This window comes from Pseudosporangium ferrugineum (assembly GCF_003002065.1).
Lineage (GTDB): Bacteria > Actinomycetota > Actinomycetes > Mycobacteriales > Micromonosporaceae > Actinoplanes > Actinoplanes ferrugineus_A.
This window is the reverse complement of record NZ_PVZG01000025.1, coordinates 1-20,321: the sequence shown is the minus strand read 5'-3', so window position 1 is coordinate 20,321 and position 20,321 is coordinate 1. Positions and strand designations below refer to the sequence as shown.

General features: G+C 70.9%; 22 protein-coding genes. 14 read left to right on the top strand and 8 right to left on the bottom strand.

Annotation, left to right across the window (positions count from 1 at the left end):
- Positions 1-28: 28 nt before the first annotated feature.
- A complete protein-coding gene (locus CLV70_RS41490) occupies positions 29-1,693 on the bottom strand; it encodes a sigma-70 family RNA polymerase sigma factor (protein WP_106130687.1) in 1,665 nt (554 codons plus the stop codon).
- Between the two features lie 351 nt (positions 1,694-2,044).
- On the opposite strand from CLV70_RS41490, the gene CLV70_RS33775 reads away from it, so the two are divergent.
- Complete coding sequence (locus tag CLV70_RS33775; RefSeq protein WP_106130686.1) at positions 2,045-2,467, top strand: PRC-barrel domain-containing protein; 423 nt, start codon at positions 2,045-2,047, stop codon at positions 2,465-2,467.
- Positions 2,468-2,520: 53 nt separating this feature from the next.
- Here CLV70_RS33775 and CLV70_RS39955 read toward each other — a convergent pair whose 3' ends face one another.
- Positions 2,521-2,964, bottom strand: a complete 444-nt coding sequence (locus CLV70_RS39955; protein ID WP_158277885.1) for a hypothetical protein — start codon at positions 2,962-2,964, stop codon at positions 2,521-2,523.
- Positions 2,965-3,223: 259 nt separating this feature from the next.
- On the opposite strand from CLV70_RS39955, the gene CLV70_RS33765 reads away from it, so the two are divergent.
- From CLV70_RS33765 to CLV70_RS33750, 4 genes are all read left to right on the top strand, one after another.
- Positions 3,224-4,849: an ANTAR domain-containing protein gene (locus CLV70_RS33765; protein WP_158277884.1), complete on the top strand. Its 1,626-nt coding sequence runs from the start codon at positions 3,224-3,226 to the stop codon at positions 4,847-4,849.
- A 72-nt stretch (positions 4,850-4,921) separates the two neighbouring features.
- Complete coding sequence (locus tag CLV70_RS33760; protein WP_106130683.1) at positions 4,922-6,049, top strand: AI-2E family transporter; 1,128 nt, start codon at positions 4,922-4,924, stop codon at positions 6,047-6,049.
- 27 nt (positions 6,050-6,076) lie between these two features.
- Entirely contained in the window at positions 6,077-6,616 is a 540-nt protein-coding gene (locus CLV70_RS33755; RefSeq protein ID WP_211303998.1) for a DUF421 domain-containing protein, read from the top strand.
- 69 nt (positions 6,617-6,685) lie between these two features.
- Positions 6,686-7,723, top strand: a complete 1,038-nt coding sequence (locus tag CLV70_RS33750; RefSeq protein ID WP_158277883.1) for a potassium channel family protein — start codon at positions 6,686-6,688, stop codon at positions 7,721-7,723.
- A gap of 24 nt (positions 7,724-7,747) precedes the next feature.
- Here the strand turns inward: CLV70_RS33750 and CLV70_RS33745 are convergent, their stop codons facing one another.
- On the bottom strand, positions 7,748-8,554 hold the full coding sequence (locus CLV70_RS33745) for a hypothetical protein (RefSeq protein WP_106130681.1): 807 nt from the start codon (positions 8,552-8,554) through the stop codon (positions 7,748-7,750).
- A 155-nt stretch (positions 8,555-8,709) separates the two neighbouring features.
- On the opposite strand from CLV70_RS33745, the gene CLV70_RS33740 reads away from it, so the two are divergent.
- Positions 8,710-9,180 carry a hypothetical protein gene (locus tag CLV70_RS33740; protein WP_146164252.1) on the top strand — a complete coding sequence of 157 codons (471 nt, stop codon included), beginning with the start codon at positions 8,710-8,712 and terminating at the stop codon, positions 9,178-9,180.
- On the opposite strand, the gene CLV70_RS39345 is transcribed toward CLV70_RS33740, so the two are convergent.
- The 5 genes from CLV70_RS39345 to CLV70_RS33720 form a co-directional block, all read right to left on the bottom strand.
- Positions 9,081-9,722, bottom strand: coding sequence for a general stress protein (locus tag CLV70_RS39345; protein WP_146164251.1), 642 nt, complete (start codon positions 9,720-9,722; stop codon positions 9,081-9,083). The two genes, CLV70_RS33740 and CLV70_RS39345, sit on opposite strands and share 100 nt — an antisense overlap.
- 28 nt (positions 9,723-9,750) lie before the next feature.
- Positions 9,751-9,981, bottom strand: coding sequence for a BON domain-containing protein (locus tag CLV70_RS33735; RefSeq protein WP_158277882.1), 231 nt, complete (start codon positions 9,979-9,981; stop codon positions 9,751-9,753).
- A 185-nt stretch (positions 9,982-10,166) separates the two neighbouring features.
- Positions 10,167-10,742 carry a GerMN domain-containing protein gene (locus CLV70_RS33730; RefSeq protein ID WP_106130678.1) on the bottom strand — a complete coding sequence of 192 codons (576 nt, stop codon included), beginning with the start codon at positions 10,740-10,742 and terminating at the stop codon, positions 10,167-10,169.
- The gene (locus CLV70_RS33725; RefSeq protein ID WP_106130677.1) at positions 10,739-12,073 is read right to left on the bottom strand and encodes a sensor histidine kinase; all 1,335 of its coding nucleotides are present in this window, start codon (positions 12,071-12,073) and stop codon (positions 10,739-10,741) included. The genes CLV70_RS33730 and CLV70_RS33725 overlap by 4 nt, the downstream gene beginning before the upstream one ends.
- On the bottom strand, positions 12,070-12,744 hold the full coding sequence (locus CLV70_RS33720) for a response regulator transcription factor (protein WP_106130676.1): 675 nt from the start codon (positions 12,742-12,744) through the stop codon (positions 12,070-12,072). Before CLV70_RS33720 ends, CLV70_RS33725 begins: the two co-directional genes overlap by 4 nt.
- Positions 12,745-12,895: 151 nt before the next feature.
- On the opposite strand from CLV70_RS33720, the gene CLV70_RS33715 reads away from it, so the two are divergent.
- The 8 genes from CLV70_RS33715 to CLV70_RS33685 form a co-directional block, all read left to right on the top strand.
- Positions 12,896-13,195, top strand: coding sequence for a hypothetical protein (locus tag CLV70_RS33715; protein WP_106130675.1), 300 nt, complete (start codon positions 12,896-12,898; stop codon positions 13,193-13,195).
- Positions 13,192-13,821, top strand: coding sequence for an STAS domain-containing protein (locus tag CLV70_RS33710; RefSeq protein ID WP_106130674.1), 630 nt, complete (start codon positions 13,192-13,194; stop codon positions 13,819-13,821). The genes CLV70_RS33715 and CLV70_RS33710 overlap by 4 nt, the downstream gene beginning before the upstream one ends.
- A gap of 12 nt (positions 13,822-13,833) precedes the next feature.
- Positions 13,834-14,001: a hypothetical protein gene (locus tag CLV70_RS39950; protein ID WP_158277881.1), complete on the top strand. Its 168-nt coding sequence runs from the start codon at positions 13,834-13,836 to the stop codon at positions 13,999-14,001.
- A 127-nt stretch (positions 14,002-14,128) separates the two neighbouring features.
- Complete coding sequence (locus CLV70_RS33705) at positions 14,129-14,584, top strand: hypothetical protein (RefSeq protein WP_158277880.1); 456 nt, start codon at positions 14,129-14,131, stop codon at positions 14,582-14,584.
- Positions 14,585-14,676: 92 nt separating this feature from the next.
- Positions 14,677-15,885: a hypothetical protein gene (locus CLV70_RS33700; protein ID WP_245908638.1), complete on the top strand. Its 1,209-nt coding sequence runs from the start codon at positions 14,677-14,679 to the stop codon at positions 15,883-15,885.
- A gap of 284 nt (positions 15,886-16,169) precedes the next feature.
- On the top strand, positions 16,170-17,984 hold the full coding sequence (locus tag CLV70_RS33695; RefSeq protein ID WP_106130671.1) for a serine/threonine-protein kinase: 1,815 nt from the start codon (positions 16,170-16,172) through the stop codon (positions 17,982-17,984).
- A 50-nt stretch (positions 17,985-18,034) separates the two neighbouring features.
- The gene (locus tag CLV70_RS33690; RefSeq protein ID WP_106130670.1) at positions 18,035-19,618 is read left to right on the top strand and encodes a phospholipase D family protein; all 1,584 of its coding nucleotides are present in this window, start codon (positions 18,035-18,037) and stop codon (positions 19,616-19,618) included.
- Between the two features lie 449 nt (positions 19,619-20,067).
- Positions 20,068-20,321, top strand: a 254-nt coding sequence (locus CLV70_RS33685; protein ID WP_146164250.1) for a helix-turn-helix domain-containing protein, incomplete at its 3' end; no start/stop codon positions are given.

Here is a 20,321-nt window from a genome sequence, read left to right as displayed (position 1 = left end):
TCCTCCTGTCTCGCTGCACGTGCAGCCGCTACCCCGCTGCGGGCAGCTGCACACGGTTGGTGGATGCAGGAGGCGTCTCGTTGCACACCTTGGCGGGCCGCTGCCGGCTGACCACGCCGATGAAGCGCGGAGGCGGCGGGCGGCCGCCCGAGGACGGCGGCGGGCGGCTCCGGCCGGAAACCCGTCTGCCCCGCAGTCGCCGGCGGTTTCGTGATGGGCCTCCTGCGGCGAGGCCTTCGTTGGCTGCCAGGGCGAGCGCTCTCGCGAGTGGCGCGGCGGTCATCAGCGGCGATCGCGTGGTCCATGGCGAGCGTTCGGAAGTCGTGCTGGTCGCACGGTGAGAGGCGGGGCCGGCATTCCCCCGCCGCCGGCCGCCCACGGGACGGGGGCACGACGGCGCGGCGTGGGTTGCAGGACGCTGCCGGTGCGCCAGGACCCGGTGCCGCGGCGGCACGGCGGTGGGTGCCGAGCCGTTCGTGGCGGCTGGCATCGAAGGCTCCGAGTTTCTGCCGGCATCCGGCGCGTTGCTGCCGCGGGCTGCCCGCTCGGCCGGTACGCCACGGCACGGCAGAAGCCTCGCTACACCGGTACGGCGCAACAGCGCGAGCAGGTCCGCGGCGACGTTGACCACGCACACGCGTGCCCCGACGTGCCCAGCCGCCCGATAGGTGTCCAGCAGGGCCCGGGCGATGACCGGGCTGGCCTGCGGCAGCCGCCGCAGGTCCACCACGAGGGTGCCCGGACGGCGGCCGATGAGGATCCGGATCAGCGCGTCCCTGAGCTCGCCCAGCGCTGTGACGCCGGCCGGCGCGCCGACCGTGGCCACCAGACAGCCCTGACGCGGCTCGTACGTGTACACCCGCATGCCGCCGGTGGCGTTCCCGGGCGGCGGTGATGGTGACAGCCACGACTTCAGATGTGCCAGCGCCTGGGTGAGCAGCCGGGAGACGCTCATCTGTGAGGTGTGCAGCTCGGCGGCGATCTCGTCCTGCGTACGGTTGTCGAAGAAGTAGCGGCACACGGCGTGCCTGGCCCGCTCGGGCAGCTCCGCCAGCGCGGGTTGCAGCGTGATCCGGTCGTCCGTGTGCTCGAAGTTGCCGTCCGGGTCGCCGAGCAGCTCCTGCTGCTCACAGGGGTCCTCGGCGGAGCCGACCGGCCGGTTCAACGAGTCCGCGCGGTAGGCGGACGTCGTTGCGGTCGCGGTCCGCACGTCGGCCTCCGGTATGCCGAGAACCTCGGCGATCTCGCCGGCGGTCGGCGCGCGATGCAGCCGCTGCACGAGGTCGGCACGGGCCCGGGTCACCTCCAGGCAGCGCTCCTGCAGCTGCCGGGGCACGTGCACGCTCCAGGACCGGTCCCGGAAGTGCCGCTTCAGCTCGCCGAGGATGGTCGGGTACGCGTACGCCGCGAAGCTCGTGCCACGCTCCGGGTCGAAGCCGTCGACCGCCTTGACCAGGGCGAGCGCCGCCACCTGGACGAGGTCCTCGACCGGCTCGCCGCGGTCGGCGTAGCCCCGGGCCAGATGCCGCGCGAGCGGCAGCTGGCGGCGGATCACCAGCTCGCGCAGCCGCCGGCGTTCGGCTGGACGGCACTCAGCTGCGTGCATCGACCGGATGGCCTCCACGGTGGCACGGTCGCGAGCGGCGGCATCCGTGGCGGGAGCCTCGGCGACGGGCGCGGCAAGCGAGGACATGGTCTCTCCTTGAAGAAATCGCGGAGGTCAGTGGCGGGGCCCGCGCTCGGGTAGCCCGCTGCACTGCTCAGATCGTCGACAGCGGCGGCGCTCGGACGGCGCGGCCGCTCGGTGCTCCTTGACCGCGAGGAGGGCCGGCGACGGCCCGGGTGCCGGGGCTTGACACCGGCGGTGAGGAGCTTCGAGATCACGGATAACCGACGTCCGACGGCAGAAACCCGGGACGCTCGTTCGTCACGAACCTGTCATGGATTCGTGGGATCACCGGCCGGAAGCGGGCGGAGGGTGGGAGACGCACGGTCGTCGCACCGCGGCGACCCGCTTGGGTCCCACGGCAGAGGGGAGAGCAAGATGGCACCGCAAAGCAGCACCTCGCTGGTCAAGCTCAGCGACAGCGGCCGGGTCCTCGCCGACCCGGCCGAGGACATCCGCGGCCGCACAGTGGCCGATCCCGGCGGTGACGAGCTGGGCAAGGTCGAGGATCTGCTGATCGACGAGGAAGAGGGCAAGGTCCGCTTCCTGCGCGTCGAGCACGGCGGCATCCTGGGCTTCGGCGCGACCCCGTCGTTCGTCCCGGTGGATGCGATCACCGGTATCACCGACGACACGGTGACCGTCAGCGAGTCGCGAGAGCGAGTCGCCGGCGCACCGCGTTACGACCCCGACCTCGTGCAGGGCAGCGAGTACTTCGATCAGCTGTACGGCTACTACGGGTACACGCCGTACTGGGGAACCGGCTATCTCTATCCCGGTTTTCCCTACCTGCGCGGCTGAGCGTTGACGACCACGGGCCGGGATGTCCCCGGCCCGTGGCCGTCAACGCCCGATCACTCCGGCGGCGCCGTCGAGGGCGTTGTGACGGGATGCCCGGGGAGCATGACGACGATCTTCTCGCCCTCGAACGGCGCATACGCCTGCCGGTCTGTCAGGTCGTACTCGTCCCGGTATGCGGCGAACGAGAACTTCTGAATGTTGCCGTCGAACGTCAGGGTCTGACCTTTGGTCAGTCCGGGCCTGCCGCCGGACAGCACCAGCAGGGACAGATCCCCGAAATCATCGGCGGCCATGACGAACGAGGTCGGGGTGAGAACGTCGATGATCTTTCCGGAGATCGTCACCGTCCGCCCGATCACGTCGCGTTCCCCGACGGCACTGACCACCGGGGTCGCCCGATCGGCGCGGGGCGGCGTGGCGCGGCAGCCGGCCACTGCCGGTTGCAGGGCGATGGCGCCGACCAGGAGTGCGATGTGTGCCAGACGCGCTGATGCCATGGTCGTCCCCCGTCCGATAGAGGTGAGCAAGCTTCGCCCGGTCGTCCTTCCCCCTCTCGTGGCGCGAAACGCGGAAGCGGGCGCAGGATCCCAGGAAGATCGTGTGGCGAGCCCCTTCCAGCCGCCGAAGGTACGCTTCGTCGGTATCTGTGCGGGGAGCTCGACGAGGTCTCCGGCGGACATACAGCATTGGGGAGTCATGCGAAGCCGGGCAAGAAGTGGTACCGCCGGCAGCGACGCCGCCCGGTTGGCCTCGTCCGTGCAGCGCCTGCAGGCCGAGGTGGACGGGCTGCGCCGCGCCCAACGCGGCCGCGCCGTCATCGAGCAGGCGAAAGGGCTGCTGGTAGGGCGGCTGGGCTGCACGCCGGACGAGGCCTTCACCCATCTCTCCCAGATCTCGCAACGCAGCAACATGCGGGTCGCCGAGGTTGCGGCAGGGCTGCTCGGCATCGCCGCGCCGATGCCGGAACCCACAGCGCCGGTCACCGACGACGAGGTCTTCCAGCCGGATCGGTACGTCCGGCGAGCGACCACGTGCACGACGGAGAGCGGCGAAGCGGCGCCGGCGGTGTCCCTGCTCCCCGAAGAGATCACGGCGCGCTACCACCTGACCTGCGCCGCACTGGGGTCAGCGGACGACCCGACCTGCCTGGCGGAGCTGGCGTGGTCGGAGGGACTGCGTCAGCTCGGCGTGACGGCGGTGCTGTTCGGCGTTCTCGAGCCCGACGGCGCCGTACGCCTGGTCAGCACATACGGGCTGCCCAAGGGACTGGCGAGCGCGTGGCAACGGGTTCCGAGCAACCTGAACGTCGCCTTCCTGCGCGCAGTACGGGACGGCCGCCCCCTCTGGATCGACCGGAAACGGGCCGAGGAGCTCGGCTTCGAACTGCTCGGCGCCGGCGACCTGCGAGCCTGCCTGCCCCTGCGCGACAACAACCGCACCTTCGGGGTGGCCTCGGTCCTCTGGGCCGAAGGCACCCCGCCGGAAGCCGACAGCCGCGCGTACGTGGCCGCGATCGCGGAAGCGTGCGGCCGCCGGCTTTCCCAGCTTCTCCGTCAGGGTGGCGCCGCCCCCGTCGTCTCACCGGCGGCACATTGGGTGGAGGCGGTGCTGGAAACCCTGCCCGGGTCCTTCGCCCTGCTGGCTCCGGTGCGTGACGACGAGGGCAGGGTCGTCGACTTCCGTTTCGACCGGTGCAGTCCGGAGGCTATGGACGCCGCGGGGCGCACAGCCGAGCAGATCTGCGGACGGCGCATGCTGGACCTGCACCCGTATGCGACGACCAACGGGATCTTCCAGGGATACGTTCAGGCCCTGGAGACGGGCGAACCGTTCCACCTGCCACCCACCGCCACCTCGGTCATGACCAGCCACGGACGACTCCCGGTGGTGCTGAGCAGTCGAGCGTCCCGGTTCGGCGACGGCCTGCTCGCGCACTGGCGCTACCACGACGATGAGCAGCGCATGGCGGCACACCTGGAGCGACTGCAGCGGGCCGCCGACGCCGGCTGGTCGGAATGGGATTTCGTCACCGGGGAGACCACCTGGTCGGCGCAGACCTACCGGATCCTGTACCGCGATCCCGCCCGGGGCCCGGTCAAGCTCTCCGCGCTCCCCCGCTACGTCGCCCCGGAAGAGGCCGCCTCCCTGACCGCCGCGATCCACCGTCTGACCCGAGCGGGAGAACCGTTCGACGTGACGCTGCCGCTGCACCGGGGCGGTGAGGCGTCCTCGGTCCGCATCGTCGCCGACCCGGTGACCGCTCACGACGGCCGGGTGGTCGCCGTACACGCCGCGCTGCATCGCATCGGCACACTCCCGGACGGCGCGTCCGAGGCACCCGCCGACGAACAGCCACCGAGGCGTGCTTCAGATCCGCGGTGACGGGTAGTCGAGGCGGCTGACGCGCCGACGGTTCCGCGGGCACAGTTCGTGGCGGCGCCGACGAGGGGAATCATGCCGCCGCGGACAGAGGTACCCGAACGCTCGAGGCCAGTCGTCCGGGCCGCCGTGAACGTCGCCGCCGTCCTGGTGCTCGCCACAGCCGCCTACCTGCTGGTCCGCGTGCTGCTCCGGCTCGCTCCCATGACGATGGCGATCATCGTGGCGCTCCTGCTCGCGGCCCTCATCGGCCCGCTCACCGAGCGGTTGAGACGCTGGGGAGCGCCGGCCACCCTCGCTGCTCTGGCCGGTGTCACCGGGCTGCTGGCACTGCTCGCCGGAGTCTCGTACCTGATCGGACGGCGGGCCACGTCGGAGCTCGACGACCTTCGCGCGCAGGTGGTCGAGGGTATCGACCGGCTCCGGCAGAGCGCGCTGGACACCCTGCCCGGTCTCGACGCCCGACGGCTCGACGAGATCACCGCGGCCGCGGCGGACGCCGCCCGGCGGGCGCTGCCCAGCCCCGTCGCGGGCGCGACGAGCGCGGCGGAGTTCCTGGCCTCGGCACTGCTGGCGATCTTCCTGCTGTTCTTCTTCCTGCGCGACGGTGAACAGATGTGGTGCTGGCTGGTCCGGCTCGTGGGGTCCCCGCGGGCCGACCGGGTGGACCGAGCCGGACGGTCCGGGTGGCACACCCTCATCGCCTACACGCACGGGACCGCGGCTGTCGCGGCGGTGGACGCCATCGGTATCGGGGCCGCCTTGTTCATCCTGAAGGTACCGCTGGCCCTGTCCCTGGCGGTGCTCACGTTCGTCTCGGCGTTCGTACCGATCATCGGGGCGACCGTGGCCGGCGCGGCGGCGGCGCTGGTCACGCTGGTCACCAACGGCCCCCGCGACGCGCTCATCGTCATCGCCGCCGTCGTGATCGTGCAGCAACTCGAGGGCAACCTTCTCCAGCCGCTGGTGATGCGCCGCGCCATCCGTCTGCACCCCGTGGTCACGCTGCTGGCCGTCACCGCCGGCACGCTGGCCGCCGGCGTGGCCGGAGCCTTGATCGCGGTCCCGATGTGCGCGGTGGCGTATCACACGACGCTGGGCTATCGGAACGAGGACCCCGAAGAAGAACAACAACAGGACGACGCAAGCACGCCGGATCCGGACGACGAGCCCGCGCCGGTCGGCGGCTCGCCCGCCGGATGAGGCGCGACGTGGTGAAGGGAGACGCGCGTGCGATGGGGTCTGGGGTGGTGGGACGCCGTGACCGTGGTCGGGTCCACCATCGGCTTGTACGTGGCTTTCCTGATCATGCTTCGGATCGTCGGGCAGCGGGCGTTCGCCATGATGTCCAGCTTCGACCTGGCGGCCACCGTCGCGTTCGGCGCCGTCATGGGGCGGGCGGTGCTGGGCTACACCCCGACGCTGACCGCCGGGCTGCTGGGCATGGGCACGCTGTTGATCCTGCAGGCGCTTTTCGGCGCCGTCCGGCGGAACCGCCGTGTCGCCGCGGCCATCACCAACCAGCCGATCCTGCTCATGGCTGACGGCGCCGTGCTGCACGACCACCTCCGGGTGACCCACATGGTGGAGGACGAGCTCCGGCAGCAGCTGCGGCTGGCCGGCATCCACCGGTACGACGAGGTCACCGCCGTCATCCTCGAACGGACCGGCTCCGTCAGCGTGCTGCGCCGAGGCGAGACCATCGCCCCGGAGCTGCTCAGCGATGTACGCGGCAGCGACCTGCTCGCGGCCCGCCACGTGCGCCCCTGACGGCGAACAGCGTCGCGGACGTCGTTTGTTCCCCGGCAGTGCGGATACCTGGTCCCGGTGCGGTGGCTGATGTTCGCGCTCGGTGTGGTCTGGCTGGTGCTTCTGCTGACCGATGTCTTCGGCACCGTCTTCGTACCCCGCGGCGGACCGGGCCACGTGACCGGATGGGTGTACCGCAGGGCGTGGGCGGTGTGGCGACGGGTGGCCGCCGTCGTCCCGGCCCGCTACCGGCGCCGGGTGCTGGGGCTCGGCGGTCCGCTGCTGGTCCCGCTGACCGCGGCGTTGTGGATCGGCCAGCTGGTCGTCGCGTTCACACTGATCTACCTGCCGCTGGTCGGCGGGTTGTCCCTGCCGATCGGCAGCAGCGGCGAGGTGACCTGGCAGACCGCCCTGTACTACAGCGGCTACTGCGCGACGACCCTGGGCATCGGCGACGTCTACGCCAGCACCTCGGCGCTGCGCCTGCTGGCCGTCGGCGAGGCCGTCATCGGCTTCTCCCTGTTCAGCGCATCGACCAGCTACCTGTTCAGCGTGTACGGGACACTGACCACCACCACCTCGCTCGCGCGAGAGATCAGCCGTTTCATCGGACGCGACCGCGGCCACGACGCCGTGCGGTTCCTCGTCACCCTGCACGAGGCACGGGCGGTGGAGCAGTTCACCGGCTGGCTGAGCCAGGTCACCAGCACGCTGCAACGAGTCGTCCAGGGCCAGGCGCATTATCCGGTGCTGCACTACTTCCACATCCCCGACGATGAGAGCGCACTGCCGGTGACCCTGCCCGATCTGCTGGAGATCCTCACCCTCGTCCGCACGATGGTCGATCCCGCCCGGCAACCCGCCCTGGTCGGCGGGCCCGTGGTTCGCGCCGCCTTCGACTCGGCCACCGGCGTACTCCGGGGACAGGCCCGGCAACTCCACCTCGGCGCTGCCGGGGAAGCACACCACGGTTCGGCCGGACCCGACCCGCGGGAACTACATCGTCGGCTGGCGGCGGGTGGAGTTCCGGTACGCGACCAACCGCAGGCGTACGCAGATTTCGAACGCCTTCGATCGTCATGGGCGCCGGCCTGCTCGGAGGTGCGGGACCACTTCGGTTACCGCTGAGACGCCGTCGGCCGACACGGCGCCTCACTCGCTCACGGCGGTGACGGCGGCGAGCAGGCCCGCGTACAGGGCAAGGCCGGTGAGGAACCAGCCGAAGCTGGTTCGACGGCCGGACGGGATCTCCTCCTTGAACACGTTGAGCAGGATGGAGCCGCCGAGCAGCGCGGTCAGCAGCGCGACGAGCAGGGTGCTGGTGGGGGCGGCGAGGGCGGCAGCCGCCCAGCCCAGCAGCAGTCCACCAGTGAGGATCAGCCGGCCGGTGCGGTCGAAGCGGGCACCGTAGCGCTCCTCGAGGCCCCGGTCGGTGAGCACGAAATGCAGGCCCATCGCGACGGTGAACAACAACGCGAAGAGCACACCGGTCCGTAGCCGCAGCGGCATCGTGTAGGTGATCAACGCGTTGTAGACCACGAACGAGCCCAGGTGCAACCAGTACACCCCCGCCGGTGGCCGCCCTGCTGCCGCGCCGGCCGGGTTCACGGCGCGATCCCCTGTCCGGGCGCCGACGCGCCGATCGGCCAGGCGCTCCATGGCGAAGAACGCGGTGAACCCGGCCAGCGCGACGAGGAAGATGCCCAGGTCGATGAGGGGCGTGGGTTCGAGCACGTCGGTCAGGGCCGCGCCGACCGCTTCGTTGCCCTCGGCGATCTCCGGCAGCAGGTGCAGGAACACATACGCAACGGCGAGACCGCCGGCGAACGACCCGGTGGCCGCCTCGGGCACCAGTGGCAGCCGTCGGATGCGCGGAGCGGCAAGGTGCAACCCGGCCAGGACGACGGTGATGGCGAGAGCACCGAGCAGGGCGTGCGCGGTCGACAGAGAAGAGTCCACGTGCTGTCTCCAGACGTCAGTCGGGGCGCGCGGTCACCTGCCGGCGCCGTCGCGCCCCGGTACTACAGCGCAGAACCCGTGCCGACGCGGCGATTGGCCGCGGCCTCGACCGGTAAGGCACTGGTCGGACGACCGCCCCGACCGGAAGGAACGACGTGTCCATGAAGACGGTCCTGGCCCGGACGCTGCTGATCCCCCTGCTCGCGGCGCTGCCGCTCGCCGCCGGATCATGCGGCGTCGGTGACGGTACGGAGGTGCCGACGACGGCACCCGTGCAGCCAAGTCCCCCGGTGGGCGCGATCACCGACCCCTACTTCAGCAACGACGCGTACATCGGTCGCACTGTCACCGTGACCGCGCGGGTCAGCAAGGTGATCACCGATCGGTCGTTCGTGCTGACCGGCGAGGAGTACGGCGACGACTCGCTGCTCGTCCTTTCCGCACCAGGTATCGAGGCGGAGCGCGGTGAGGAAGTCACCGTGACCGGCGTGGTACGCACGTTCACCTACGGCGCCTACTTCAACGATTACGACCTGGGAGGCGCGGACTCGTACGAGGACTTCGACGCGGAGGAGTTCCTGGTGGCCACCGGCGGACCGGCCGGCGTTTCCTCGCCTCCGGCGTGATCGGACCGCCGGGCCTGCGATTCCACCAGGCGCACCGCCCGGTCTGCCAGCTCCGCGTCGACCTGTACGTCGTAGTGGGTGGCGATGAGCTTCGGCTCGGTGGTGACCGAACGACGGCCACGGGTCGCGGCGTAGCCGATGAGACCGATCACGGCACCGAGCACCGCACCGAGGACTGCGGCGTTCACGACGAGCCACGCGGAGGGCACGGCAGGGGTGACGAGGTCCACGACTACGAGGATCCATCCGGTCAACGCTCCGACGGCCAGGCCGGAGACGGCACCCCGGCCCGTGACCTCGGCGCTGGACAACCAGCCGGTGGCGGACTCCACGGTGGTGAGCCCACGGCCGACGATCGCCGCCCGATGGACCGGGAAGCCGGCGTCGTCGAGCAGGCGCACCGTCGCCTCGGCTCCGGCATGGTCGTCGTGGACGGCGATGACCCGCTGCGCCAGGCCGACGCGCACCTCGCCGGCGTCGGCGGATGACGGCCCGCGAGGGCCGGGGACGGAGGTGGGAGTTGCGGACGAGAAGATTTTCATGACTGCTCCCGATCGTGAGCGTGCATGCTCAGCGACGGCGCCTCTTCGTGACGGTCAGGGCGTTGCACACGTCGGTCACGCCCTCGACCGTCCACGCGCAGGCGGCGGCCGCCGAACGGGTCGGCTCGGAGTCGACGTCGCCGTCGAGGATCACCACGCCGTTCTGCACGCCGAGGTTGATGTGCCCGCCGGTGACCTCCGGGTCGGTGAACAGCGCATCGGCCACCGCCCGCAGGATGAGGTGGTCACGGTCGGACACGGGCGTGGGATCGTCGCGCTTCCGGGACCGTGGCGCATAACCTGGCCCGTTGTACCAATCTGTGTACCACCAGTAATACATGGCCAGCTCCTACCGTGCGGTTCCGTCCTGCACCACGCTTCCCGGATGGTATGGCGAGTGTCACGCGGCTCAATGACAATCGCGTGACTACCTGCGGGCTCGGCTCAGGATGGCGCAATGAGGCTGGCGTAGTCGTCAGCACGCAACGGGCCTCGAGACAGCGATCCGTCTGCGCGGGGCACCTGTAGCACCTCGCCCGCCCGGGTGAACACCACGGAGCTGACGTCCGCCCGGGAGGTGAGCGTGCAGACGATCTGGCCGTACGCGATGGTCTCGTCGCTGCGGGCGTTACTCTCGTCGGTCTCGGCGACGTCCACCCGCGCCTCCGTACCGCCGGCCGGCACGTCCACCGTGAGCGACGTCGTTGCCAGCGCGGTGGTAAGTCCCGTCGCGCGTTCGACCTCGGTCGGCCCCGCTGCCAGGTGCTCCGCCTGCCGCTGCGGAGTGGGTGCCGCGCCGACCCGGCGTACGGTTTGCACCAGGCGGCCGTCACGCACCAGGCAGAGCACCTCCACGACCTCACCCGGCGGTTCCGTGGTCGGGCCCTGGGAGGCGGGGCTGGTCAGAGCCCGCCGCGGTAGCTCAACCCGATGTGGCTGGTCCTCGGCCGGCAGGCCGCAGGACCCCAGCACCAGGACAGTCAGCAGGCCGATGAATGCCATCCATGTCCGGTACGTCATGGGAACTCCATTCGGAACCTGGCGCCGCCACCGGGGCGCTCGCCGACGCTGACCGTGCCGCCGTGCGCGGCGGCGTGCCGCGCCACGATGGACAGGCCCAGGCCCGTGCCGTCGCCGTCGCCGCGTGCGTTGGCCGCCGAACCGCGCACGAAGCGGTCGAAGATGACCGTACGGTTCTCCTCCGCCACGCCCGGGCCGGCGTCGTCGACCTCGAGGACGTGCCGGTCGCCGAGACAGGAAAGGCGCACGGCGATCGCTCCTCCGCCGTAGCGCACCGCGTTGTCGAGCAGGTTGCCCAGGGCCTGCTCCATCCGGCGCCGCTCCACGGGCCACGTCCCGGGCGTGCCCGGCTCGACCTCGAGCAGCTGCTCGGGGAGGGCACGGCTCCGGCAGACCCGCGCGACGAGCTCGGGCATGTCGGTGGGTTCGCGCTCCGCCGGCCGGTCGCTGCGGGCCAGCTCGAGCAGATCGTTCACCAGGTCCTGGAAGCGGCCGACCTCCTCGCTGATCAGCCCGACCGCCGCGGCCGCCTTCGGGTCCATGCCGTCGCGGCGGCGGTCCACCACGCTGACAGCCGCCGACAGGGTCTGCAACGGCGAGCGCAGCTCGTGGCTGACGTCCGCGGCGAACCGGCGGTCGCGTTCGATGCGGCGGGCCAGCTGGTCGGCCATGTGGTTGAACGAGGCCGACAGCGCGGCGAGGTCCGGTTCGGCGTCCGGGTCCAGCCGGGTGTCGAGGTCACCGTCGGCGATGTTGCGGGCCGCGGCGGCCACGGCGGTCAGGGGACGCAAAGCGTGCCGGGTCACGTACCAGCCCACCGCGGCCCCACCCCCGGCAACCATGATCGCCACCGCGGTCAGCACGACGCCAAGGAGCTGCAGGGTGCGCTCGAGTTCCGCCAGGGAGATCACCTCGTAGAAGACGCCCGAGGACAGGGGGATCCCGATGACCAGAGCCGTTTCACCGTCCACCCGCACGCGCTGACTTCCCGCGTCTCCTTGCGCGGTGGTCTCCTGCAGCTCGGGCGGAATAGCCGAACCGGCCGCAGGGTCGGCGCCACGGGAGTACCACTGCCCATTGCGATACAGGAGCACGTACCGGTCGGCGCCCGTGTCCAGCGACCGCAGTACCTCCCCCACGTCGGACGAGCGGGGAAGGCCCGCATCGACCACCGCGGCGTCGAAGTACGTTGCGCGCACCGCCGTCCGTTCCCGTTCGCTGATCAGCGTGCTGCGCGCCAGCTCGTACGAGACCATCGACACGCAGGCGGACAACACCAGGGCGCCGACGGCGAAGGCGGCGCTGACCCGCGTGCGCAGCCCCAGCCTCATCGCTGCAGCTTGTAACCCAGGCCCCGCACGGTCATCAAGTGCCGGGGCGCGCCGGGAGTCTCCTCGATCTTGTGCCGCAGCCGGCCCACGTGCACGTCGACCAGCCGCTCGTCACCGATCTCGTACCCCCACACCCGCTGCAGCAGCTGCTCGCGGGACAACACCTGACCGGGATGCTCGGCGAGCTCGCACAGCAGGCGGAACTCCGTACGCGTCACCGCCACCGGCTCACCGCGCAGCCGCACCTCCCCCGCTTCCGGCAGCACCTCCAGGTCGCCGAAAGCGGCCACCGTCATGGCCGGCGCCGCCGCGCGGGCCCGGCGGCGCAGCGCCCGCAACCGCGCGGCGAGCTCCTTCACCGCGACCGGCTTCACGATGTAGTCGTCCGCTCCGGCCTCCAGCCCCGCCACGATGTCGTGGGTGTCGTCGCGCGCACTCACCACGATGATCGGCACGTCGTCGACGCGCCGCAGCTGCCGGATGCACTCGAAGCCGTCCATCCCCGGCAGCATGAGATCGACCAGCACCGTGTCCGCCGGATCGCTGCGCTGCGCCACCAGCCCCTCCTCGGCGGTGGCGACGCCGTGCGCGGTGTACCCCTCGTCCTCCAGCGCCATGGTCAGCGAGAGCCGGATCCGGTCGTCGTCCTCGATCAGCAGCACGGAACCCATACCCGCATGATGCCCCGGCCGTACCCGACCGGCACGTCACCCGCCACGTCCGCAGCGTTTGTCATCGGACTGTCATACGGCAGGGCAGCTTCCGCCGAGTTCGCCGGGCAAGTTCGCAGGAGTCCGGATCTCCGCTTTGAGGACACGAGTCATGACTATCAGCAGCCTCGCCACCGCGGTGGCCGTCGGTACCCTGCTCGGACTGTGCGGCCGATGGGCCGTCCCGGCGGGCCGCAGCATTCCGTTCTGGGTACCGCTGGCCGTGGCCGTCGGCGCCGCGGTCCTCGGCAGCGTGGTCAGCCACGTCGTCGGCATCCGAGCCACCGGCATCAGCCCTCTCGAGGTCGTCCTCCAGGTCATGTGCGCCGGTGTCGCCGTGACTCTCGTGGTTGCGACCGCCGACCGGCAGCCACCGGAGGCCCGCCCCTACGACGTGAGCGGTTCGCGATGACCGTCGTCCCCGCCGGCACCCGCGCCACCCTGCTCATCTGCGATCAGTGCGGGTACGAGGACACCGCCGCCGAGGCACCGCCCGACACCGACGTGGTGTGGCCGCTCATCGCCGCGCTGGGATGGAGCGGATCGCCGTTCGCCACGGGCATGCACCGGTGCCCGCGCTGCAGCCTGGACCCCACCCCGCCCAGTCCGCAGGCCCGGGAATCGCGAGCGCACGGCGCCTCCTACGACATCCGTACCGGACCTGCGGCCGGGGTGGCCGTGATCACGCCGCTGACGGACCTCGACTCCGATTCCGCGGAACGCCTGCGCGACGACCTCATGCACGCCGCGGCCACCCACCCGCACATCGTGATGGATGTGCACGCGGTCGGCTTCATCGACTCCTCCGGACTGGGACTGCTGGTTCGGGCCCGGCAGGAGGCCAGGCAGCACCGGGCCACGTTCGACCTGGTGGCACCGTCACGATTCGTCATGACGGTGCTCCACACGATGCGGCTGGACAGCGTCTTCCGCACCTTCGACGACCTCGAGGCGGCGCTGACGGCGGTCCTGCAACAGGGCGCGGACGAGCACCGGGAAGCCGACGTCGAGGCTCCACACCGTTCCACGGAGAGCTGATCGGAGGCCGTCATGGCAATGCGCATCTTCCTCGTGACGCTCGCCGTCGCCGGAGTCCTGGTCACCGCCGCGGGCACCCTGATGTCCATCGGTGTCCTGATCCTCGTCGGCGCGGGCCTATTCGTCGTTGCCCTCGTCATGGGAGCCCTCGCCGCCCCTCGGACCCGGCGGGGGCGGTGACTGCCCGCGAGTCCTGCGCGGGCGAACCTGTCACGCAACCGTCACGGGTTCGGTGGGGAATCGCCTCGGACCGTCCCTAGCCTGGAGGAATCCAGCGCCGCAGAGGGACCCCCACTGAATCGGCGAGGTGGTCATTGTGCCCGCATCGAACAGCGCACGCGCCGTGTGGCGAACCAGGCTCACATGGCTGATCTTCGTTCTTGTCGTCGCCCTGACGGCGGCATGCACACCCGGATGCACCCGTGATGAGCCGGCGGCGGAGCCCCGGCGCACGGCGTTGCGCAACACCATCGAGGCCACCAACGTGGGCGCACGGCTCATCGTCACCGCGACGGTGACCACGATTCTGACGCCGCGGTCATTCGTGGTCGCCGACGTGGACCTGCCGGCGCAGGGCCTGCTGGTGCTTTCCGACGCCCGGGCCGAGCTGCAGCCTCGCGGGCTGGTGACGGTGTACGGCGTGCTCGACCGCTTCGACTACGCCCGCCTGGCCGCCCGGTTCGACCTTGCCGCACCCGCGGCCTATCACGCGTACGACAATCGGAAGATCCTGGTGGCCGCCGACGTCTCTTCCCGGGCCTGAGAAACCGCACCCCCGACGTCTTTCACCAATCGCGCGCAGAATCATGACAATTCGATGACCACCGTTACGGGGTCCGTTCTTCGGTTGCCCAGATGAAGCCGACATGGCGGCCCGGAATGGGCGTCGCGACGACGACGCGGATGCTTAAGTCGGTCATGCCATTTTTCACGACAACCCTTCCCGGCCGGGCGCTGACCTGCACCATGGCCCTCGGAGTCGTCATCGCGGCGGCCACCGCCGCTTCCGCCGGGACCGTCGCCGGCAGACCGATGGCGGGGCCGTCTTTCAACGGCCCCGTCCACGCCGTTGTCTACAGCGGCACCACCGTGTTCGTGGGTGGCTCGTTCACGGCCGCGGTCGTCGACGGCAAGAAGGTCGCCCGGCAGCGACTGGCCGCCGTGGACGCGCGCACCGGCTCGCTGCTCCCCTGGGCTCCCACCGCCGACGCGACCGTGCGGACCCTCGCAGTCTCCGGTGGCGTGGTCTACGTGGGCGGAGATTTCTCGAGCGTCTCCGGAAAGAGGCGTGACTCCCTCGCGGGCATCAGCGCCGTTTCCGCGTCCGTGACCGCCCTCAAGCACAACATCTCCGGGCAGGTGAACGCCCTGGCCGTGGGCGGTGGACGACTTTTCGTCGGCGGCCGGATCACCGCTGTGGACGGCAAGAACCGGGCGAATCTGGCGAGATTCTCACTGCCGGCCGGAACTCTGGCGACCTGGGCAGCCCGAACCGACGACACGGTCAACGCACTCGCCGTGACCGGCAACCGGTTGTATGTCGGCGGACGCTTCCACAAGGCCGACGACGTCCGCGCGACCCTCCGGCTCGCCGCCGTGGACACGTCTACCGGAGAACTGCACACCGGCTTCCGTCCGGCCGCACCCTCCGCTGTGTACGCCCTCACCGCTGACTCGACCGGTGTCTACGCCGCACACGGCGGGCAGGGAGGACGCGCCGTGCGATACAGCACCACGGGCGCGACCAAGTGGAGCCGCGTGTTCGACGGAGACGTCCAGGCGATCACGAGACTGGACGGCATCACTTACGTCGGCGGGCATTTCGATGTCGCCTGCACCACGGCACGCAACACGGCCCGGGGAGCGTGCACCGACGGGTCCGTCCCGCGCGTCAAGTTCGCCGCCATCGACGGGAAAGGCCAATTGAGCGACTGGGCGCCGCAGGCCAACGGCGTGGTCGGGGTACGCGCACTGACCGCCAGCCCCGCCCTGGGGCAGATCAGCGCGGGCGGTGACTTCACCGTCGTCGCGGGCCGATCCAACAAACGCTTCGCCGCGTTCTGAGCTCACCTCGACAGGGGTCTCGCCGGCGCGGTCCTGGCAGGCCGAGGAGCCGTCTGCCTCAGGACGTCCTGACAGGCTCGGCCGGGAGGGAGGAGGAGCAACAGGGTCTGCTCAATCGTCCCGGCCGGACCACGAAGTCATGACAGCTTCGTGACAGTCGGCCGTTCGCCCGCCGCAGAAAGGCCGTGCGAGTTTCCGTCAGAACTCGCCGGGTAGGTGCGATTGCAGATCCAGGCGGCCCTCCGGGACGACAGCAACGGTCGCCGACCCCGACGCACCGGTCGGTGCGAAAGGACCTGGAAGACGCGATCATGAATTGCTTGAACGAGCGCTACCGGCTGCGGCAGGAAGTCGGCCGCGGCGGCATGGCAGTGGTGTGGCTCGCCGACGACGCGCTGCTGCACCGGCGGGTGGCCGTCAAGATGCTGAGCCCGGACGCCGGCGACGATCCGCTGGTCCGCCGCCGGATCCGCGGTGAAGCTCTGGCCGCAGCACAGCTCAACCACCCGAACGTCGCCAACGTCTACGACTACGGCGAACACCGGGACGAGGACGGCACGCTGCGGCCGTACCTGGTGCTGGAGTTCGTCGACGGGCCGACGCTGACCGCTCGCCTCGGCACCGCCCCGGCGCTGACCGTGGCGGACATCGCGCGAATCGGTGCGGCGGTGGCCGACGGGCTGGCCGCGGCGCATGCGCAGGGCCTGGTGCATCGCGACGTCAAACCCGGCAACGTCATCCTCGGAGCTGCCGGTGCCAAGGTGGTCGACTTCGGCATCGCCGCCGGCGTCGGTCAGGACGCTGCCGAGGCTCACGGCGTGCTCTGGGGAACCCAGGCCTACCTTCCGCCGGAAGCCGCCACCGACACCGCGGCTGCGCCGGCCGGTGACGTGTACGCGTTGGGAGTCCTGCTGAGCTGGTGCGTGACCGGACAGTTGCCGCACCGAGCAGTGGGCGAGCCCTTGAACCTCGCTGACGTGCTCGACGGCGCCGACGTCGTCATTCCCTCTGCGCTGCGGCGGTTGTTGCACGAATGCCTCGCGCTTGACCCGGCTTCGCGGCCAAGCGCCCGCACGGTGGCCCGCACGCTGGGAACGCTGGCCACTGAGCTCGCTGCGCCGGGCGAGACAGCCTCCCTCACGCAGCCGCTGCGCTCGGGGCAACCGTCGACGACACCGCAGCCGACTCGCACTGCGGCCGGGCGTGCGCAACGGCTACGGCGTCCCGCAATGCTGGCCGGTACCGGGTTGGCCGTCCTGGCAGCAGTGGTCGCCACCCAGATCGCCGGCGCCGGGGACCGGGCCGGCGCCGACAGCGACATCACCGCGGAAGCCGGGCTGTCCTGCGCGGCGGACTACGCTCTGCGGTGGCGCGCCGACGGCACCTTCACCGCCCGGCTGATCGTGACCCACACCGGCGACCATCGCCTGCCCGATTGGTCGCTTCGGTTCCGGTTGCCGCCGGGCCAGCACCTCACTGGCGCCGACGGAGTCCGGTGGAGCCAACAGCAACGCACCGTCACGCTCACCGCCGACCGTCCGCTGACACCTGGCGCCGACATCACCGCCGTCATGCTGGGGAACGCTGACGCCGACGAGCCGGCCACCCCGCGCCGCTTCACCGTCAACGGCGCCCCCTGCAACCAGGTCAGCAGTCACACCCGCGCCGAATCGGCCACATCCGACGGGCCGGACAAGCCTTCGCACGCCGCGCCGGACCGGCGAGAGCCCGGGCGAGCCGCAGGAGCAGCCGTACCGCAGACCGCGACGACCAACCCGGAAACGTCGAACGCCGCCACGCCGGCGACACCGGTCCGGCAGACATCCACCCGCACTCGACCGGCACCGACCGTCATACCCTCAGCAACATCCACACCTGCGGCACCGGAATCGACTCCCGCGTCGTCGGCACCGCCGAGCGCCACCCCGACGCGTACGGCCGGCCCGTCCGGTGAACTCCCCGGCACCACCAACCCTGACCCGGCCGAGGAGCCCACCGCTACCGCGTCACCCGACCGGACAGCGCCACCGTCGAGCCGCACGACCAGCGCGTCGGCCTCACCGTCCCAGGGCACGTATCCTCCGGCCACGAGCGACTGAAGACCCGCGGCCATTCCCTGCCACGACCCGTCGCGAGAAGGAGAACCGGGGTGCGTGTCGAAGACTGGGTTCTGACCCGTGCGGAGCGTGGAAACGCTGCGACAGACCTGCCGCCCTGGTCGGACGACAATCTCGTCTCCGTTCACGTGCACGGCGCCGCCTACTTCGATCGGCTCGTCAACGTGGTCGAAGCCATGGCCTCCGGCGACCTCCTGCTGTTCACCGACTGGCGCGGAGACCCCGACCAACTGCTGCGCCCGGACGGCCCCACCGTCGCCGAGCTGCTGTCGGCGGCCGCCCGCCGGGGCGTACAGGTCAAAGGGCTGGTGTGGCGCTCCCACCTCGACACCCTCGTGCGAACCGCCCGGGAGAACCGCAACCTCGCCGAGAACCTCGACCACGACGGCGGTCAGGTGCGGCTGGACCAGCGGGTGCGCTACTTCGGATCGCACCACCAGAAGTTCGGCGTCGCCCGGCATCCCGAACGCCCGGAACGGGATGTCGCGTTCGCCGGGGGCATCGACCTGTGCCACAGCCGCCGCGACGACGCCGACCACACCGGGGATCCCCAGCCGATCAGCATGTCCGGCGTCTACGGTAACCGCCCGCCCTGGCACGACGTCCAGCTCGAACTCCGCGGCCCCGTCGTCGCCGCGCTCGAACACACCTTCCGCGAACGCTGGGACGATCCCGCACCGCTGCGCGCCGGCAACCCGGTGGCCATGCTGCGGGACCGGCTCGCCGGCCGGCCCGTACGCCCGGGTCCGCTGCCCCCGCGGACACCCATCCCGGGCCCTCGCGGACCACACCAGGTCCAGCTCATGCGTACGTATCCGGCGAAGGTACGGCCGTACCCGTTCGCACCCAGCGGCGAGCGCAGCATCGCCCGTGGCTACGTCAAGGCGATCCGGCGGGCCCGGCGGCTAATCTACCTCGAGGACCAGTACATGTGGTCGACCGAGGTCGCCGACCTCTTCGCCGCCGCACTGCGCGAGAACCCGGCACTCCATCTGGTCGTCGTGGTGCCGCGGCATCCCGATGTCGACGGCGGGCTCGCCCTGCCCCCGAATCAGATCGGCCGGCAGCGTGCCCTCGACGTGTGCCGGCGGGTCGACCCGTCCCGCGTACACGTCTACGACCTGGAGAACCACGCCGGCACTCCCGTCTACGTCCACGCCAAGGTCTGCGTCGTCGACGACGTGTGGGCCAGCGTCGGCAGCGACAACTTCAACCGCCGCTCCTGGAGCCACGACAGCGAACTGTCCTGCGCCGTCCTCGACCCCACGCCGGACCCCCGCCCGCCTCACGATCCGGGCGGGCTGGGCGACTGCGCCCGCGTGTTCGCCCGGGACCTGCGCCTGACACTGATGCGCGAACACCTCGACCGTGCGCCCGGTGACGACGGCGACCTGCTCGATCCGGCCGACGCCGTGCACGCCCTGACCACCGCTGCCGCCGCCCTGGACGCGTGGCATGACGGCGGGCGGCGTGGGACCCGGCCACCCGGACGGCTGCGGCGACACGATCCACGCCGGCTGTCGGCGTTCACCCGGGCCTGGGCCACCGCACCGTACCTGCTCATCTACGACCCGGATGGTCGTCCCCGACGGCTGCGCCGCCAACGCAAGTGGTGACGCGACGCGACCGCTGCGAGCGGGCAGGTTATGCGCATCGGACCGTCAGAGATAGGCCCGCACCAGCAGCATGACGACCGCCGAGCCGTAGATCACCGGGATGTCCACGCCCTCGAATCCGATACCTCCGGTCCGGTCGGCCAGGCGCGTCGGCCGTGGCTGCCAACGCCCGGCCGGCGACCATGATGACGGCCACCGACACGACGAGCGCGATCAGGCTCGGAACCAACGGCCACGTGCCACCGATCACCGCAAGCGGCCTTTACCGGGCACCACAGCATCGATCGTCAGACGATCTGCTACCCGGGAATCTCACGGCACACGCGCGTGAGTTCCCCCCGCTTCGACGGAGCGGTGGTTACTGAGCTTCCGGAGTCGAGGTCACTCCTACGTCCACATCGCCGCTTTGGGTGATTCCTGCCGTTTCATGGCTGCTGTCTAGTTAGGGCATGCGATACGGGGACGGCGGCGGGGTCGGCCCGCAACAACGCGCCCGCCGGGAACAGGTACGACGGCAGGCAGCACGCATGTTCGCCGCCGGGGTGAGTGCCCCGCAGGTGGCCGCTGAGCTGGAGATCTCCACGAAGTCGGCGTACGCGTGGCGGCGAGCGTGGAAAGCCGGCGGCGAACAGGCCCTGGCCTCACGCGGAGCGCCCGGACCCGACCCGGTGCTGTCCGAAGTCCAGGTCCAGAGGCTGATCAA

Excerpts from the sequence above, each read along its gene's own strand:
- CLV70_RS33720 (WP_106130676.1), bottom strand. The coding sequence starts at position 12,744 with ATGGGTTCCGTGCTGCTGATCGAGGACGACGACCGGATCCGGCTCTCG.
- CLV70_RS33775 (WP_106130686.1), top strand. The coding sequence starts at position 2,045 with ATGGCACCGCAAAGCAGCACCTCGCTGGTCAAGCTCAGCGACAGCGGC.
- CLV70_RS33710 (WP_106130674.1), top strand. The coding sequence starts at position 13,192 with ATGACCGTCGTCCCCGCCGGCACCCGCGCCACCCTGCTCATCTGCGAT.
- CLV70_RS33725 (WP_106130677.1), bottom strand. The coding sequence starts at position 12,073 with ATGAGGCTGGGGCTGCGCACGCGGGTCAGCGCCGCCTTCGCCGTCGGC.
- CLV70_RS39950 (WP_158277881.1), top strand. The coding sequence starts at position 13,834 with ATGGCAATGCGCATCTTCCTCGTGACGCTCGCCGTCGCCGGAGTCCTG.
- CLV70_RS39955 (WP_158277885.1), bottom strand. The coding sequence starts at position 2,964 with ATGGCATCAGCGCGTCTGGCACACATCGCACTCCTGGTCGGCGCCATC.
- CLV70_RS33715 (WP_106130675.1), top strand. The coding sequence starts at position 12,896 with ATGACTATCAGCAGCCTCGCCACCGCGGTGGCCGTCGGTACCCTGCTC.
- CLV70_RS39345 (WP_146164251.1), bottom strand. The coding sequence starts at position 9,722 with ATGAAAATCTTCTCGTCCGCAACTCCCACCTCCGTCCCCGGCCCTCGC.
- CLV70_RS41490 (WP_106130687.1), bottom strand. The coding sequence starts at position 1,693 with ATGTCCTCGCTTGCCGCGCCCGTCGCCGAGGCTCCCGCCACGGATGCC.
- CLV70_RS33750 (WP_158277883.1), top strand. The coding sequence starts at position 6,686 with ATGTTCGCGCTCGGTGTGGTCTGGCTGGTGCTTCTGCTGACCGATGTC.
- CLV70_RS33760 (WP_106130683.1), top strand. The coding sequence starts at position 4,922 with ATGCCGCCGCGGACAGAGGTACCCGAACGCTCGAGGCCAGTCGTCCGG.
- CLV70_RS33730 (WP_106130678.1), bottom strand. The coding sequence starts at position 10,742 with ATGACGTACCGGACATGGATGGCATTCATCGGCCTGCTGACTGTCCTG.
- CLV70_RS33700 (WP_245908638.1), top strand. The coding sequence starts at position 14,677 with ATGAAGCCGACATGGCGGCCCGGAATGGGCGTCGCGACGACGACGCGG.